The organism is Streptomyces sp. NPDC002868, assembly GCF_055563295.1.
Genome location: NZ_JBVHDR010000014.1, coordinates 91,912 through 106,283 on the forward strand (window position 1 = coordinate 91,912; position 14,372 = coordinate 106,283).

10 protein-coding genes are annotated in these 14,372 nt (G+C 69.6%); 6 read left to right on the plus strand and 4 right to left on the minus strand.

Translation table 11 applies throughout. The features are described 5' to 3' along the window. Window positions 1-84 precede the first annotated feature (84 nt). From ACZ3H8_RS32850 to ACZ3H8_RS32865, 4 genes are read left to right on the plus strand one after another with little or no spacing between them, the layout of a single operon-like run. On the plus strand, window positions 85-1,251 hold the full coding sequence (locus ACZ3H8_RS32850) for an NAD(P)/FAD-dependent oxidoreductase (RefSeq protein WP_467407987.1): 1,167 nt from the start codon (window positions 85-87) through the stop codon (window positions 1,249-1,251). 1 nt (window position 1,252) lies between these two features. Then, window positions 1,253-3,853: a nitrite reductase large subunit NirB gene (nirB, locus tag ACZ3H8_RS32855; RefSeq protein WP_467407989.1), complete on the plus strand. Its 2,601-nt coding sequence runs from the start codon at window positions 1,253-1,255 to the stop codon at window positions 3,851-3,853. Next, the gene (gene nirD / locus ACZ3H8_RS32860) at window positions 3,850-4,233 is read left to right on the plus strand and encodes a nitrite reductase small subunit NirD (protein WP_467407990.1); all 384 of its coding nucleotides are present in this window, start codon (window positions 3,850-3,852) and stop codon (window positions 4,231-4,233) included. The genes nirB and nirD overlap by 4 nt, the downstream gene beginning before the upstream one ends. 48 nt (window positions 4,234-4,281) lie before the next feature. After that, window positions 4,282-5,205 carry an oxidoreductase gene (locus tag ACZ3H8_RS32865; RefSeq protein WP_467407991.1) on the plus strand — a complete coding sequence of 308 codons (924 nt, stop codon included), beginning with the start codon at window positions 4,282-4,284 and terminating at the stop codon, window positions 5,203-5,205. A gap of 46 nt (window positions 5,206-5,251) precedes the next feature. Here the strand turns inward: ACZ3H8_RS32865 and ACZ3H8_RS32870 are convergent, their stop codons facing one another. Then, window positions 5,252-5,476: a hypothetical protein gene (locus tag ACZ3H8_RS32870; RefSeq protein WP_467407993.1), complete on the minus strand. Its 225-nt coding sequence runs from the start codon at window positions 5,474-5,476 to the stop codon at window positions 5,252-5,254. Between the two features lie 193 nt (window positions 5,477-5,669). Between ACZ3H8_RS32870 and ACZ3H8_RS32875 the strand changes: the two genes are divergently transcribed. Beyond that, window positions 5,670-6,827 (plus strand): alkaline phosphatase PhoX, encoded by a 1,158-nt coding sequence (locus ACZ3H8_RS32875; RefSeq protein WP_467407994.1) that lies wholly within the window; start codon window positions 5,670-5,672, stop codon window positions 6,825-6,827. Here the strand turns inward: ACZ3H8_RS32875 and ACZ3H8_RS32880 are convergent. From ACZ3H8_RS32880 to dusB, 3 genes are all read right to left on the minus strand, one after another. After that, on the minus strand, window positions 6,824-7,816 hold the full coding sequence (locus tag ACZ3H8_RS32880) for an ArsR/SmtB family transcription factor (RefSeq protein WP_467407996.1): 993 nt from the start codon (window positions 7,814-7,816) through the stop codon (window positions 6,824-6,826). The two genes, ACZ3H8_RS32875 and ACZ3H8_RS32880, sit on opposite strands and share 4 nt — an antisense overlap. A 552-nt stretch (window positions 7,817-8,368) precedes the next feature. Continuing rightward, on the minus strand, window positions 8,369-11,086 hold the full coding sequence (gene ppdK, locus ACZ3H8_RS32885; protein WP_467407997.1) for a pyruvate, phosphate dikinase: 2,718 nt from the start codon (window positions 11,084-11,086) through the stop codon (window positions 8,369-8,371). Between the two features lie 559 nt (window positions 11,087-11,645). Then, window positions 11,646-12,791 carry a tRNA dihydrouridine synthase DusB gene (dusB, locus tag ACZ3H8_RS32890; protein ID WP_467407999.1) on the minus strand — a complete coding sequence of 382 codons (1,146 nt, stop codon included), beginning with the start codon at window positions 12,789-12,791 and terminating at the stop codon, window positions 11,646-11,648. A 52-nt stretch (window positions 12,792-12,843) separates the two neighbouring features. On the opposite strand from dusB, the gene ACZ3H8_RS32895 reads away from it, so the two are divergent. Next, window positions 12,844-14,298 (plus strand): MFS transporter, encoded by a 1,455-nt coding sequence (locus ACZ3H8_RS32895; RefSeq protein ID WP_467408000.1) that lies wholly within the window; start codon window positions 12,844-12,846, stop codon window positions 14,296-14,298. Window positions 14,299-14,372 lie beyond the last annotated feature (74 nt).

The following is a 14,372-nucleotide window of genomic DNA, read 5'->3' on the forward strand; positions in this document are numbered from 1 at the left end:
CGCCCCCGGCACGCTGAGGGCAGCGTTCCTCGCGGGAAACAGACGAGAACCTGGCGGGTAACACCGAAGCCGCAGGCTGCGGGCATGGCTTCAGAGATAGTGGTGATCGGCGGCGGGACGGCGGGCGCACAATTGGCGCGCCGGCTCGGCTACGCGGGCGTCTCCGTCACCGTTCTCGGTGAGGAGCCGCACGCCCCGTACAACAGGGTGCTGCTCGCGGAGGTCCTCGCCGGGCGGTACGGCCCCGAGGTCATCGCCCTGCCCGAGGTTCCGGTACGGCGCGGCGTCCGGGCCACCGAGATCGACCGCGACCAGCGTCTTGTGCACTGTGCGGACGGCACCTCTGTGGCGTACGACCGGCTGGTACTGGCGACCGGTTCCAACCCGGTGCTGCCGCCCCTGCGCGGGATCGCCGACGGGCTCCCGGACGGGGTGCACCCCTTCCGTACGCTGGACGACTGCCTCGCCCTTTCCGAGAAGGTACGCCCCGGCATCAGCGCGGTCGTCGTCGGCGGCGGGCTGCTCGGCGTCTCCGCGGCCCGCGCGCTGGCCGAACGCGGCGCCCGGGTGGTGCTGACCCAGCAGGGCGAGCACCTCATGGAGCGCCAACTGGACGTCTCCGCATCGAAGTTGCTGCGCGCCCACCTCGAAGCGATGGGCGTGGAGATCCACACGGAGTGCCGGGTAAGGGGACTTCGCGGTACGTCCGTCGAGCTCGCCGACGGGTACGTCCTCGACTCCGAGCTGGTCGTGCTCGCCTGCGGGGTACGTCCCCGGGCCGGCCTGGCGCGCGACGCCGGTCTGGAGGTCCGCCACGGCATCGTCGTCGACGACGAGCTGCGCACATCCGACCCGTACATCCACGCCATCGGCGACTGCGCCGAACACGCGGGCGTCGTCCACGGCCTGGCGGGCCCCGCGCTGGAGCAGGCGGACGTCCTGGCCTCCGTGCTCACCGGCACCGCCGCCCGCTACACCGGCACCCGCGCGCTGACCCGGCTCACCCTGTCGGGCCCCGGCTCGCTCGATCTCGCCGCGTTCGGCGATCCGACCCCCCACCCCGGCGACGACGTCGTTCAGCTCACTGACGCCACCCGCGGCGCGTACCGCAAGGTCGTCGTCCGCGGGGACCGGCTCGTCGGCGGGGTACTGCTCGGCGACCTCCGCACCGTCGGCGAGCTGGCCCGCACCTGGGAGGGCGACGAGCCGCTCCCCTCCACCCCACTGTTCCACCTGCTTGGAGGCGCTTGAGATGTCCACCCCCACGACTCCCACCACGAGTCCCACCATCGTGGTCGTCGGCCACGGGATGGTCGGCCAGCGGTTCCTCGAAGCCCTCGCGGAGCGCGGTGTGGCCGGGCGGGCGCGGATCGTCGTGCTGTGCGAGGAGCCCCGCGCCGCCTACGACCGGGTCCAGCTGACCTCGTACTTCTCCGGCCGTACGCCCGACGAACTCTCCCTCGTCGAAGGCGACTTCATCGAGCGCCACGGCATCGAGCTGCATCTCGACGACCCGGCGGAGACCATCGACAGGCAGGCGCGCACGGTCACCTCACGCGCCGGACGGACCTTCACGTACGACACGCTCGTGCTGGCCACCGGTTCGTACCCCTTCGTACCGCCGGTGCCCGGCAAGGACAGCGACGGCTGCTTCGTCTACCGCACCATCGAGGACCTCCTCGCGATCGAGGAGTACGCCAAGAACTGCACGACCGGCACCGTGGTCGGCGGCGGGCTGCTGGGCCTCGAGGCGGCCGGGGCCCTCAAGGGGCTGGGACTGGCCACGCACATCGTCGAGTTCAATCCGCGGCTGATGTCGATACAGGTGGACGAGGGCGGCGGCGCCGCGCTGCGCCGCACCGTCGAGAACATGGGCCTGATCGTGCACACGGGCGTCGGCGGTAAGGAGATCACGGCGGGCGAGGACGGCGCGGTGACCGCGATGGCGCTGTCGGACGGCTCGTCCATCGACACCGACCTGGTCATCTTCTCGGCGGGTGTGCGGCCCAGGGACCAGCTCGCCCGTGATTGCGGCCTGGAGATCGGCGAACGCGGCGGCATCGTCGTCGATGAGCAGTGCCGTACGTCCGATCCCGCCGTCTTCGCGATCGGCGAGTGCGCGCTGGCGTCGGACGGCCGGGTGTACGGCCTGGTCGCGCCCGGCTACGAGATGGCCGAGACCGCGGCCGCCGCGCTGGAGGGTGAGGTCAAGGCCTTCACCGGCGCGGACTTGTCCACCAAGCTCAAGCTCCTCGGCGTGGACGTGGCGTCCTTCGGCGACGCGCACGGCACCGCCGACGGCTGCCTGGACGTCGTGTACTCCGACTCCCGGTCCGGGGTCTACAAGAAGCTGGTCATCGGCCGCGACGGCGAGCTGCTCGGCGGCGTCCTGGTGGGCGACGCCGACTCCTACGGCATGCTGCGCCCGTTCACCGGCTCCGTCCCTCCGCTCTCGCCCGAGCAGCTCGTGCTGCCCGCGGGGATCGGCGCGCCGGCCGCGCTCGGCCCCTCCGCGCTGCCCGACGAGGCGGTGATCTGCTCCTGCCACAACGTCACCAAGGGCACGATCCGCGGCGCGGTCACCGAGCACTCCTGCACCACCGTGCCCGAGGTGAAGAAGTGCACCAAGGCCGGTACGGGCTGCGGCAGTTGCGTCAAGGTGCTCGGACAGCTGGTCAATGCCGAGCTGGAGGCCTCGGGCGTCGAGGTCGACAAGGGCCTGTGCGGCTGCTTCGGCCAGAGTCGCCAGGAGCTGTACGAGATCGTGCGGGCGCTGCGCATCACCTCGTACCAGGAACTCCTCGACCGGCACGGACGGGACGGCGCCCGCGGCGGCAACGGCTGCGAGGTCTGCAAGCCGACCGTCGGCTCGATCATCGCCTCCCTCGCGCCCACGATCGGCGCCTCGGGCTATGTCCTGGAGGGCGAGCAGGCCGCGCTCCAGGACACCAACGACCACTTCCTCGCCAATATGCAGAAGAACGGCTCGTACTCGATCGTGCCGCGTATTCCGGGTGGCGAGATCACCCCGGAGAAGCTGATCGTGATCGGCGAGGTGGCCCGTGACTTCGGTCTCTACACAAAGATCACGGGCGGCCAGCGCATCGACATGTTCGGCGCACGCGTCGACCAACTGCCGCTGATCTGGGCGCGGTTGGTGGACGCGGGCTTCGAGTCCGGGCATGCGTACGGCAAGGCGCTGCGCACCGTGAAGTCCTGTGTGGGCCAGACCTGGTGCCGCTACGGCGTGCAGGACTCGGTCCGGATGGCCATCGATCTGGAGCTCCGCTACCGGGGTCTGCGCTCCCCGCACAAGCTGAAGTCCGCGGTCTCGGGCTGCCAGCGCGAGTGCGCGGAGGCACAGTCCAAGGACTTCGGGGTCATCGCCACGGCCAACGGCTGGAACCTCTACGTCGGCGGCAACGGCGGCGCGACCCCGCGCCACGCGGATCTGCTCGCCCAGGATCTCTCCGACGCGGAGCTGATCCGGCTCATCGACCGGTTCCTGATGTTCTACATCCGCACGGCCGACCGTCTTGAGCGCACCTCGACGTGGCTGGAGCGGATCGAGGGCGGCCTCGATCACATTCGGGACGTGGTCGTCCACGACTCGCTTGGCATCTGCTCCGAGCTGGAGTCGCTCATGGCCGACCATGTCGCGGGCTACCGCGACGAGTGGTCCGAGACGATCAACGACCCGGAGCGGCTGCGCCGCTTCGTCTCGTTCGTCAACGCGCCCGACGTTCCGGACCCGACGGTGAAGTTCGTGCCCGAGCGCGACCAGGTCAAGCCCGATCTGCCGCTGCTGTCCATCCGTCCGCTGGAAGCCCTGGAAGGTACCGCCGCCCGATGACAATCGCTCCCGAAAAAACGGAAACTCAGGTCCAGCTCCGCCTGGGCGAGGAGTGGGTCGCGCTGTGTGCGCTGTCCCTGCTCACCCCCGGACGCGGAGTCGCCGCACTGCTGCCCGACGGCCGCCAGGCTGCGGTCTTCCTGGACCGCGAGGGCGCTGTGTACGCCATCGACAACCGCGACCCCTTCTCCGGCGCCCAGGTTCTCTCCCGCGGCCTGGTCGGCTCGTCGTCCGGCCACCCGTTCGTCGCGTCGCCGCTGCTCAAGCAGCGCTTCGACCTGGCGAGCGGGCGCTGTCTGGACGACGAGTCGGAATCGGTGACGGCGTACGAGGTACGGCTGAGCACAGACCTGGTCGTCGGCAGTGGCTCCGCCGCCTGATCGTTCGTAGGGTGGACCTACCAAGGTTCCCTAGCGAGGGGTTCAGCCATGTCGGGCTGGAACGCGAGCGACATCCCGGACCAGGGCGGACGTACCGCCGTGGTCACCGGAGCCAATAGCGGAATCGGACTCGTCACTGCCCAGGAGCTGGCCCGCCGCGGCGCGCGAGTGATTCTCGCGTGCCGCAGCGAGGCCCGCGGCAAGCAGGCGCAGGAGCACCTAGCCCGCCAAGTCCCCGGCGCCGACGTGCAGTTCCGGCCGCTGGACCTGGCGGAACTGTCCTCCGTACGGGAGTTCGCGGCGAGCTACCCGTACGAGCGCCTCGACCTGCTGATTAACAACGCCGGTGTGATGGCCCTGCCGTACGGAAGGACGGCCGACGGCTTTGAGACGCAGTTCGGCGTCAACCACCTCGGGCATTTCGCGCTGACCGGGCTGCTGCTGCCGAAGCTGCTCGACACCCCGGGCGCGCGGGTGGTGGTCGTGTCCAGCTTCATGCACGCCCTGGCCAATATCGACATGGGCGATCTCAACAGTGAGCGCCGCTACCGCCGTTGGGTCGCCTACTCCCGCTCCAAGACGGCGAACCTGCTCTTTGTGCACGAGCTGGCCAGGCGGCTGGGTGCGGCGGGCTCCGACGTCGTCGCGGCCGCCGCCCATCCGGGCTATGCGGACACCAATCTGCAGACCGCGGGCGCGCGGCTGGAGGGCAAGAGGACAACCGAGCGGTTCATGCAGGCCGGCAACCGGATCATGGCGCAGGCCGCGGAGTCGGGCGCGCTGCCGACGCTGTACGCGGCCGCCGCGCCTGGCGTGCGGCCGGACTCTTTCACCGGGCCGAGGCTGGGCTGGCGCGGCGCGCCCGCGCCGTCGCAGCGGGCGAAGTGGACGCGTAACGATACGGCGGGCGAGCGGCTCTGGGTGGCGTCCGAGCAGCTCACGTCGGTGACGTACGAGGGCCTCAAGGCCTGAGGCCTCGCCGCGGCCGGGGGCCGGCCCGCGGCCACAGCCTCCAGGTCTACATGCCTCTCTTGGTGCCGGTCACGGAGATCCATGCGCCCGGCCCGTACGCAATGTGGATGCTGTCGGCTCCGCCGCCGTGCTTCACCCAGATGAGCAGGGCACCGCTGCTGTGGATCTCGTACGAGAACCGGCCTTCCTCTTCGCTGTCGATGCGGCGCTCCTCGTCGGCCGCATGCACCGACATTCCACTTGACCCCGGCACAACCCACGTAACGGACATACCCAGACGGTACGCCCGATCGGTTCGGGCCCCCCGGTGACGGCGCCGGATGGCCGAAACCCCGCGGACTCGACCGCTGTACGTCACCTCTTGTTGACGTAGAGTCAATTCGGCACTCTTAGGTTCCGGAAGCGCGCGACCTCGCGGCGCCGACCGGTGCCGCGGGGCGGTCACCAGCACCCTGGAGTGACAAGTGGAACGTCGCAACTTCCTGCGCGGAGCGGTCATCGGCACTTCCGTCGCCGCCTTCGGCGGCACCCTGATGCGCGGTGCCGCATACGCGGCCCCCGCCCAGAACGGCCCGAGCCCGTACGGTTCGCTGGGCGCGGCCGACGCCAACGGCATCCAGCTGCCGAGCGGGTTCACCAGCCGGGTGATCGCCCGCTCCGGGCAGACCGTCTCCGGCACTTCCTACACCTGGCACAACGCCCCTGACGGCGGCGCCTGCTTCGCCGACGGCAGCGGCTGGATCTATGTCTCCAACTCAGAGATCAACCCCGGCGGCGGCGCCAGCGCCGTGAAGTTCAACTCCTCCGGCACCGTCACCAGCGCGTACCGGATCCTCTCCAACACCAGGCAGAACTGTGCCGGCGGGGCCACCCCGTGGAACACCTGGCTGTCCTGCGAGGAGGTCTCCCTCGGCTACGTCTACGAGACCAACCCGTGGGGTGGCACCAGCACCCGCAGAGACGCCATGGGCAAGTTCAAGCACGAGGCTGCCGCCGCCGACCCGGTGCGCCAGGTGATCTACCTGACCGAGGACGAGTCCAACGGCTGCTTCTACCGGTTCATCCCGAGCACATGGGGCAACCTCTCCTCCGGCACCCTCCAGGTGCTCGTCGCCGGCTCCGGCACCTCCGGCTCCTTCACCTGGCAGAACGTGCCCGACCCGGACGGCTCGCCCACCGCGACCCGCAGCCAGGTCTCCGGTGCCAAGCACTTCAACGGCGGCGAGGGCTGCCACTACGCAGGCGACACCGTCTGGTTCACCACCAAGGGCGACAACCGCGTCTGGCAGCTCAACCTCGCCAACAGCACCTACGAGCTGGCCTACGACGACAGCCTGGTCAACCCCGGCCCCGCCCCGCTGACCGGCGTCGACAACATCACCGGCTCCTCCTCCGGCGATCTCTTCGTCGCAGAGGACGGCGGAAACATGGAGATCTGCATCATCACGCCGAACGACATCGTCGCAGTGTTCCTGCGGATCACCGGCCAGTCCTCCTCCGAGATCACCGGACCGGCCTTCTCTCCGAACGGCCAGCGGCTGTACTTCTCCAGCCAGCGCGGTACAAGCGGCTCCTCGTCCGGCGGCATCACCTACGAGGTGACCGGGCCCTTCCGCTCCTAGCCCGCGGCCTCCGCAGTGGCGCCGCCCCGCAGCAGGGCGGCGCCCAGTGGAGTGAGGGTGTGCAGTACGGCGTTGCCGTGGCGCAGCGTCACCACCAGGCCCGCCTCGCGCAGGACCGCCGCGTGCTGGCTGGCCGAGGCGAGCGACACCCCTGCCCTGCGGGCGAGTTCACTGGTCGTACAGCCGAAGCGGATGGCCTGCAGGACGGCCGAGCGGGTGTGACCGACGAGCTTGCCGAGCGAGGGGCCGCCCGTCTCGCTGAAGGCGGGGGCGCAGCTGTGGACGGCGGGGTAGACCAGGACCGGCGGGAGCGCGGTGTCACGGTAGACCACCGGGGTGCCGCGGCAGAAGAACGACGGCTGGAGCAGCAACCCCCGCCCGTCCAGGTGCAGTTCGCGCTCCACGGGATAGTCGGCCTCCAGCACCGGGGCCCGCCAGCGCAGCACCGGCGGCAGTGAGGCGAGCAGTTCGCCCGCGCCGCCGTCGAGCAGCGCCCGGCCGCGTACGGCACGGTCCGCCTCGACCCTGGCCTGGATGTGCGGCCAGTACGGCTCGATGGCGGCGCGGTAGTAGCTGCGCAGAACTCCTACGAGCCGGGCGAGCGGCTCGGGATCGCCTTCGGCGAGCGCGGCGAGCCGGCCGGGCAGCACCACCGCGCCGCCCCGTCCCGCGGCCGCGAGAGCCAGCTCGGAGTGCAGCCGTCCGGGCGGCGTCGCCCGCAGCGCCTCCAGCCCCGCATCCAGCCCGCCGCCCCCTTCGGGAGGCGTGAGAAAGTCCGGGAAATACCCCTGCGGCGGAACCATCGGAGCAAGCAGACGTGTTTCACCATTCAACCGGGCGCGGGTTTCCGATCGCCATTCCCCGAACACGAGCGCACGCCGCCGCTCCCGCAATCGGTGAAAGCTGAGAATCGTTTCCCACAACTCATCCGGTCTGACCGCCATCCGCACTCTGGCTAGGTCGTCCCCAGTGAAATGGATACGTAGCACCGAACCCCCACATGTTGCATCCGCAATCGCCCCCATCACTGAGTATGCATGCCATCACAGGACGTTACCACGGTGTTTCAGCCACAGTTGAAACGCCTCGCGAGGGGTGGGTGGCAACCGAAAGGCTGTACGACGTCGGGCAGGAAACCTTCTGTCACCGATGGACGTGCGAAGACCGTGGGGGGCTTTGCACGACCGGCGGCGGGCGACAGACGGTGCGGCTCCCTGTCCGGCACGGGTAATGGGGCGTGGTCGGCGGATGGGGATCCGCAGGCCGCGCCCCGCCCGTTGTTTTGCGTAGCGAATGGCAGAAATTCGATTGCCCGCCTGTGGCCCGGAAACGGTCCGGCGGACAACGGTCCATAATTCAACCGGGCCATTGCGTCGGCATGGACTTTGCCGAAAGTCCGGAAGAAGACATGGAAGGGGCGGGCGCCCCGCACAAGGCGCCCGCCCCTTCCCCTTCGGTGTTCCGGAGCCGCCACCGGGTCGGTGAGGGTCGGTGTACCGACTGGGGGCGAACCCCCAGACCCCGGCGACGGCTCCGGCGTCTTATCGGGAGTCGCTGCCCCGCGCCTTGGTGGACACAGACGCCGCGCGGCCGGCCTCCAGGCGCGCCACCGGGATGCGGAACGGCGAGCAGGACACGTAGTCCAGACCCACCTCGTGGAAGAAGTGCACCGACTCGGGGTCGCCGCCGTGCTCGCCGCACACGCCCAGCTTCAGGTCGGGGCGGGTGGCCCGGCCGGCCTCGACCGCGCTGCGGACGAGCGAGCCGACGCCGTCCTTGTCGATGGTCTCGAACGGGGAGACCCCGAAGATGCCCTTCTCCAGGTACGCCGTGAAGAACGAAGCCTCCACGTCGTCGCGGGAGAAGCCCCACACGGTCTGGGTGAGGTCGTTCGTGCCGAACGAGAAGAACTGGGCGGCCTCGGCGATCTGACCGGCCGTGAGCGCGGCGCGCGGCAGCTCGATCATCGTGCCGATGGTCAGCCTGAGGTCGGTGCCGGTGGCTGCCTGCACCTCGGCGATGACCCGGTCGGCCTCTTCACGGACGATCTCCAGCTCCTGGACGGTGCCCACCAGCGGGATCATGATCTCCGGCCGCGGGTCGCCCTTGGCGTTCTTGCGCTCGGCCGCGGCCTCGGCGATCGCCCGTACCTGCATGGCGAAGAGACCGGGGATGACCAGACCGAGGCGTACACCGCGCAGACCCAGCATCGGATTCTGCTCGTGGAGCTTGTGCACGGCCTGGAGGAGGCGCAGGTCGTTCTCGTTGGCGTCCTTGCGGGACTCGGCGAGGGCGACGCGCACCGACAGCTCGGTGATGTCGGGCAGGAACTCGTGCAGCGGCGGGTCGAGCAGCCGGACGGTGACGGGCAGTCCGTCCATCGCCTCGAACAGCTCGATGAAGTCCTTCTTCTGCAGCGGCAGCAGCGCGCCCAGTGCCTGCTCGCGCTCGTCGTCGGTGTCGGCGAGGATCAGCTTCTCGACCATCTCGCGGCGCTCGCCGAGGAACATGTGCTCGGTGCGGCACAGGCCGATGCCCTGCGCGCCGAACCGCCGTGCGCGCAGCGCGTCCTCGGCGTTGTCGGCGTTGGCCCGTACTCGAAGGCGGCGCACCCGGTCCGCGTAGGCCATGATCCGGTGCACGGCGGCGACCAGTTCGTCGGCGTCGTCGGCGCCCGCGTGCATCCGGCCCTCGAAGTACTCGACGACCGGGGAAGGCACAACCGGCACCTCACCGAGGTAGACCTTGCCGGTGGAGCCGTCGATGGAGACGACGTCGCCCTCCTCGATGACGGTCCCGTTCACGGTGAGCCGGCGCCGCTTGGTGTCGACCTCGAGCTCCTCGGCGCCGCAGACACAGGTCTTGCCCATGCCGCGGGCGACGACGGCGGCGTGCGAGGTCTTGCCGCCGCGGGAGGTCAGGATGCCCTCGGCGGCGATCATGCCGTCCAGGTCGTCGGGGTTGGTCTCACGGCGGATGAGGATGACCTTCTCGCCGGAGCGCGACCACTTGACCGCGGTGTACGAGTCGAAGACGGCCTTGCCGACGGCCGCGCCGGGCGATGCGGCGATGCCGCGGCCGAGCAGCTCGGTCTTCGCCTGGTCGTCGAAGCGGGGGAACATCAGCTGTGCGAGCTGTGCGCCGTTGACGCGCTGGAGCGCCTCGGCCTCGTCGATCAGGCCCTGGTCGACGAGCTGGGTGGCGATACGGAAGGCCGCACCGGCGGTGCGCTTGCCGACCCGGGTCTGCAGCATCCACAGCTGGCCGCGCTCGATGGTGAACTCGATGTCGCACAGGTCCTTGTAGTGCGTCTCGAGGGTCTCCATGATCTGCATCAGCTGGTCGTACGACTTCTTGTCGATCGACTCGAGCTCGGCGAGCGGCACGGTGTTGCGGATGCCCGCGACGACGTCCTCACCCTGCGCGTTCTGCAAGTAGTCGCCGTAGACGCCCTGGTGGCCGCTGGCGGGGTCGCGGGTGAAGGCGACGCCGGTGCCGGAGTCGGGGCCGAGGTTGCCGAAGACCATGGAACAGATGTTGACGGCCGTGCCGAGGTCGCCGGGGATTCGCTCCTGGCGGCGGTAGAGCTTGGCGCGGTCGGTGTTCCACGACTCGAAGACCGAGCGGATGGCGAGGTCCATCTGCTCGCGCGGGTCCTGTGGGAAGTCGCGCCCGGCGTCGCGGGAGACGATCTTCTTGAACTGCTTGACCAGCTTCTTCAGGTCGGCGGCGTCGAGGTCGGTGTCGACGGTGACCTTCTTGGCGGCCTTGGCCTCCTCGAGCGCCTCCTCGAAGAGGTCGCCGTCGACGCCCAGCACGGTCTTGCCGAACATCTGGATGAGGCGGCGGTACGAGTCCCAGGCGAAGCGCTCGTCGCCGGCCTGCTGCGCGAGCCCGGACACCGACGCGTCGGAGAGGCCGATGTTGAGGACGGTGTCCATCATGCCCGGCATGGAGAACTTGGCGCCGGAGCGTACGGATACAAGGAGGGGGTCGTCGGCCTGGCCGAGCTTCTTCCCCATCGTCTGCTCAAGTGCGTCGAGGTGGGCGCTGACCTCGTCACGCAGTGCCGCGGGCTCCTCGCCACTGTCGAGGTAGACCTTGCACGCCTCAGTGGTGATCGTGAAGCCCGGAGGGACGGGCAGCCCGAGGTTGGTCATCTCGGCGAGGTTCGCGCCCTTGCCGCCGAGCAGGTCCTTGAGGTCCCTGTTGCCCTCGGTGAAGTCGTAGACGAACTTCTGATCTTTGTTTTCCGACACGGGTCTCGACTCCTCGAGGACTCGGTGGCTGCCCTGACGGCGAGGAACATACCCAGATCGAAGGCGCCTGGGTACGTCCACCTGGACGTCATACGGCTGTAACCACTCCTCCGCCACCAGATCGAAAGTAAATGGCGAGGGGATGGAGCATCGATGTGTTTTCAAGACTCGAAGCCATCGATACGGAAGGTGATGGATACCGCAGGTTCCGACACCCATGGCGACGAGTCGCTCGACCGAATGAACCCAACAGGGGTGGCACTGCGTGCCACTCTTCCGAGAGGTGCAGTCGCTGCCAATTCGCTCATCTGAGCGCCACCCCTATCAAGGGTGGCGAGAATCACGCGACCGACAAGCGTCCTGTCCCATCATCCGGACCCGCGTAACACACCGCAACACGCGGCTCCGCCAGTACTGCGCCGCCCGGCCGAGAGCGCGAACCGCGACCGCCGAGGATGGCACTCAGGGCCACCTGAGCTGCGTCTTCCGCGCGGCGGCCCGCATCAGATGAGCGGGCGACGGGTGCACCCGTCCTCACAGGGCGGACCCGGTCCACCCGTCAGCCGCCCGACGTGTCCAGTTCCGCCTCCGCGCTCACGCCCGCGCAGTCGTACGGGTCCTTCAGCCAGCCGTCCGGCAGGACCACCCGGTTGTTCCCCGACGTACGCCCCCGCGGCCCGTCCGCGCCCACCGGCCACGGCTGGTCCAGGTCCAACTCGCCCAGATGCGCGTCCAGTTCCGCCAGCGACGACGTGATCGCCAGCTTCTTGCGCATCTCCGAGCCCACCGAGAAGCCCTTCAGATACCAGGCCACATGCTTGCGGAAGTCGATCACGCCACGCGTCTCGTCGCCGATCCACTCCCCCAGCAGCTCCGCGTGCCGCCGCATGACGACCGCGACCTCCTTCAGCGTCGGCGTCGCATAGGCGTCACTGCCCTCGAACGCCGCCACCAGATCGCCGAACAGCCACGGCCGCCCCAGGCACCCGCGCCCCACGACCACCCCGTCGCACCCCGTCTCGCGCACCATCCGCAGCGCGTCGTCCGCCGACCAGATGTCGCCGTTGCCGAGCACCGGGATCTCCGGGACGTGCTCCTTCAGCCGGGCGATCGCGTCCCAGTCCGCCGTACCGCCGTAGTGCTGCGCAGCCGTACGCCCATGCAGCGCAATCGCCGTCACACCCTCCTCGACCGCTATCCGGCCGGCGTCGAGATAGGTGATGTGGTCGTCGTCGATGCCCTTGCGCATCTTCATCGTCACCGGCAGATCCCCCGCGCCCGTGACCGCCTCGTTCAGGATCGCGCGCAGCAGCGGCCGCTTGTACGGCAGGGCCGAGCCGCCGCCCTTGCGGGTCACCTTCGGGACCGGGCAGCCGAAGTTCAGGTCGATGTGGTCGGCCAGATCCTCCTCCACGATCATGCGGACGGCCTTGCCGACGGTCACCGGATCCACTCCGTACAGCTGGATGGACCTGGGCGTCTCTGTCGCGTCGAAGTGGATGAGCTGCATGGTCTTCTCATTGCGCTCGACCAGCGCCCGCGTCGTGATCATCTCGCTGACGAACAGCCCCTTGCCGCCGGAAAACTCACGGCAGAGGGTGCGGAAGGGCGCATTCGTGATGCCGGCCATGGGCGCGAGCACCACTGGGGGCTGCACGGCGTGCGGGCCGATCTTGAGCGTCGAGGACGGGGCGAGCGGGGTCATTCGCCCATTGTCGCGCACTGCCGGAAACGTTGGTCAGCCGTACGATCCGCGTATGCCCGAGCTCACACACCGGCGGCAACTGCTCGTGCTGGCGATCTGCTGTATGAGCCTGCTGATCGTCAGCCTCGACAACACCGTCCTCAATGTCGCGCTGCCCTCCATTCGCAAGGACCTGGACGCCTCCGTCGCCGGAATGCAGTGGACGATCGACGCATACACCCTGGTCCTCGCCTCGCTGCTGATGCTCTCCGGCTCCACCGCCGACCGGATCGGCCGGCGCAGGGTCTTCCAGGCCGGGCTCCTCCTGTTCACCCTCGGCTCGCTGCTCTGCTCCCTCGCCCCCAACCTCGAATCGCTCGTCGCCTTCCGAATGGTGCAGGCCACCGGCGGCTCCATGCTCAACCCGGTCGCGATGTCGATCATCGCCAACACCTTCACCGACCCGCGGGAGCGCGCTCGCGCCATCGGTGTGTGGGGTGGCGTGGTCGGCATCTCCATGGCCGCGGGGCCCCTCGTCGGCGGAGTGCTTGTGGACAGCGTCGGCTGGCGCTCGATCTTCTGGCTCAATCTGCCCATCGGCCTCGCCGCAGTGCTGCTGACCTGGCTTTATATCCCGGAGTCCCGCGCTCCGAAACCGCGCCGCCCCGACCCCGTCGGCCAGCTGCTGGTCATCGCGCTCCTCGGCTCGCTCACGTACGCGATCATCGAGGCGCCCTCGGCCGGGTGGACCTCGCCCCTCATCCTGGGCTTCAGCGCGCTCGCGGTCCTCGCGCTCGCAGGACTGCTGCTGTACGAGCCGAGGCGCGCCGAGCCGCTGATCGATCTGCGCTTCTTCCGCAGCGCGCCGTTCAGCGGGGCCACCGTCATCGCGGTCTGCGCCTTCGCCTCGCTCGGCGGATTCCTCTTCCTCAACACCCTCTATCTGCAGGACGTCCGCGGCCTGTCCGCCCTGGACGCAGGGCTGTACATGCTGCCGATGGCCGCGATGACCCTCGTATGCGCCCCCCTGGCAGGGCGGCTCGTCAGCAGCCGCGGCCCCCGTCTCCCCCTGCTGATCGCAGGCGTCACCATGGCGGCGACCGGCGTGCTGTTCGCCGCCTATGAGGCCGAGACCTCCGATGCGCTGCTCTTCGCCGGATACGTCCTGTTCGGCCTCGGCTTCGGCATGGTGAACACGCCGATCACCAACACCGCCGTCTCCGGCATGCCCCGCGCCCAGGCCGGGGTCGCCGCCGCCGTCGCCTCCACCAGCCGGCAGATCGGGCAGACCCTCGGCGTCGCCGTCATCGGAGCCGTACTGGCCGCCGGGGTCTCGTCCACCTCCTACGCGCAGGGCTTCGTCGCCGCGAGCCGCCCCGCCTGGTGGGTCCTCACCGGATGCGGACTGTGCATCCTCGTGGTCGGCGCGCTGACCAGCGGCGCCTGGGCACAGGGGACGGCACGGCGCACAGCGGACCGCCTGGAGGTGCGGGACCTGGACCAGTCGGCGTCCACAGCGGCCGCGTAGCCCGCGCCGAGCCCGGGCCCGTACGGCAGTTGGGGCGTGGCTCACCTTCGCCGGACACGGTGGTGCCGGCCAAG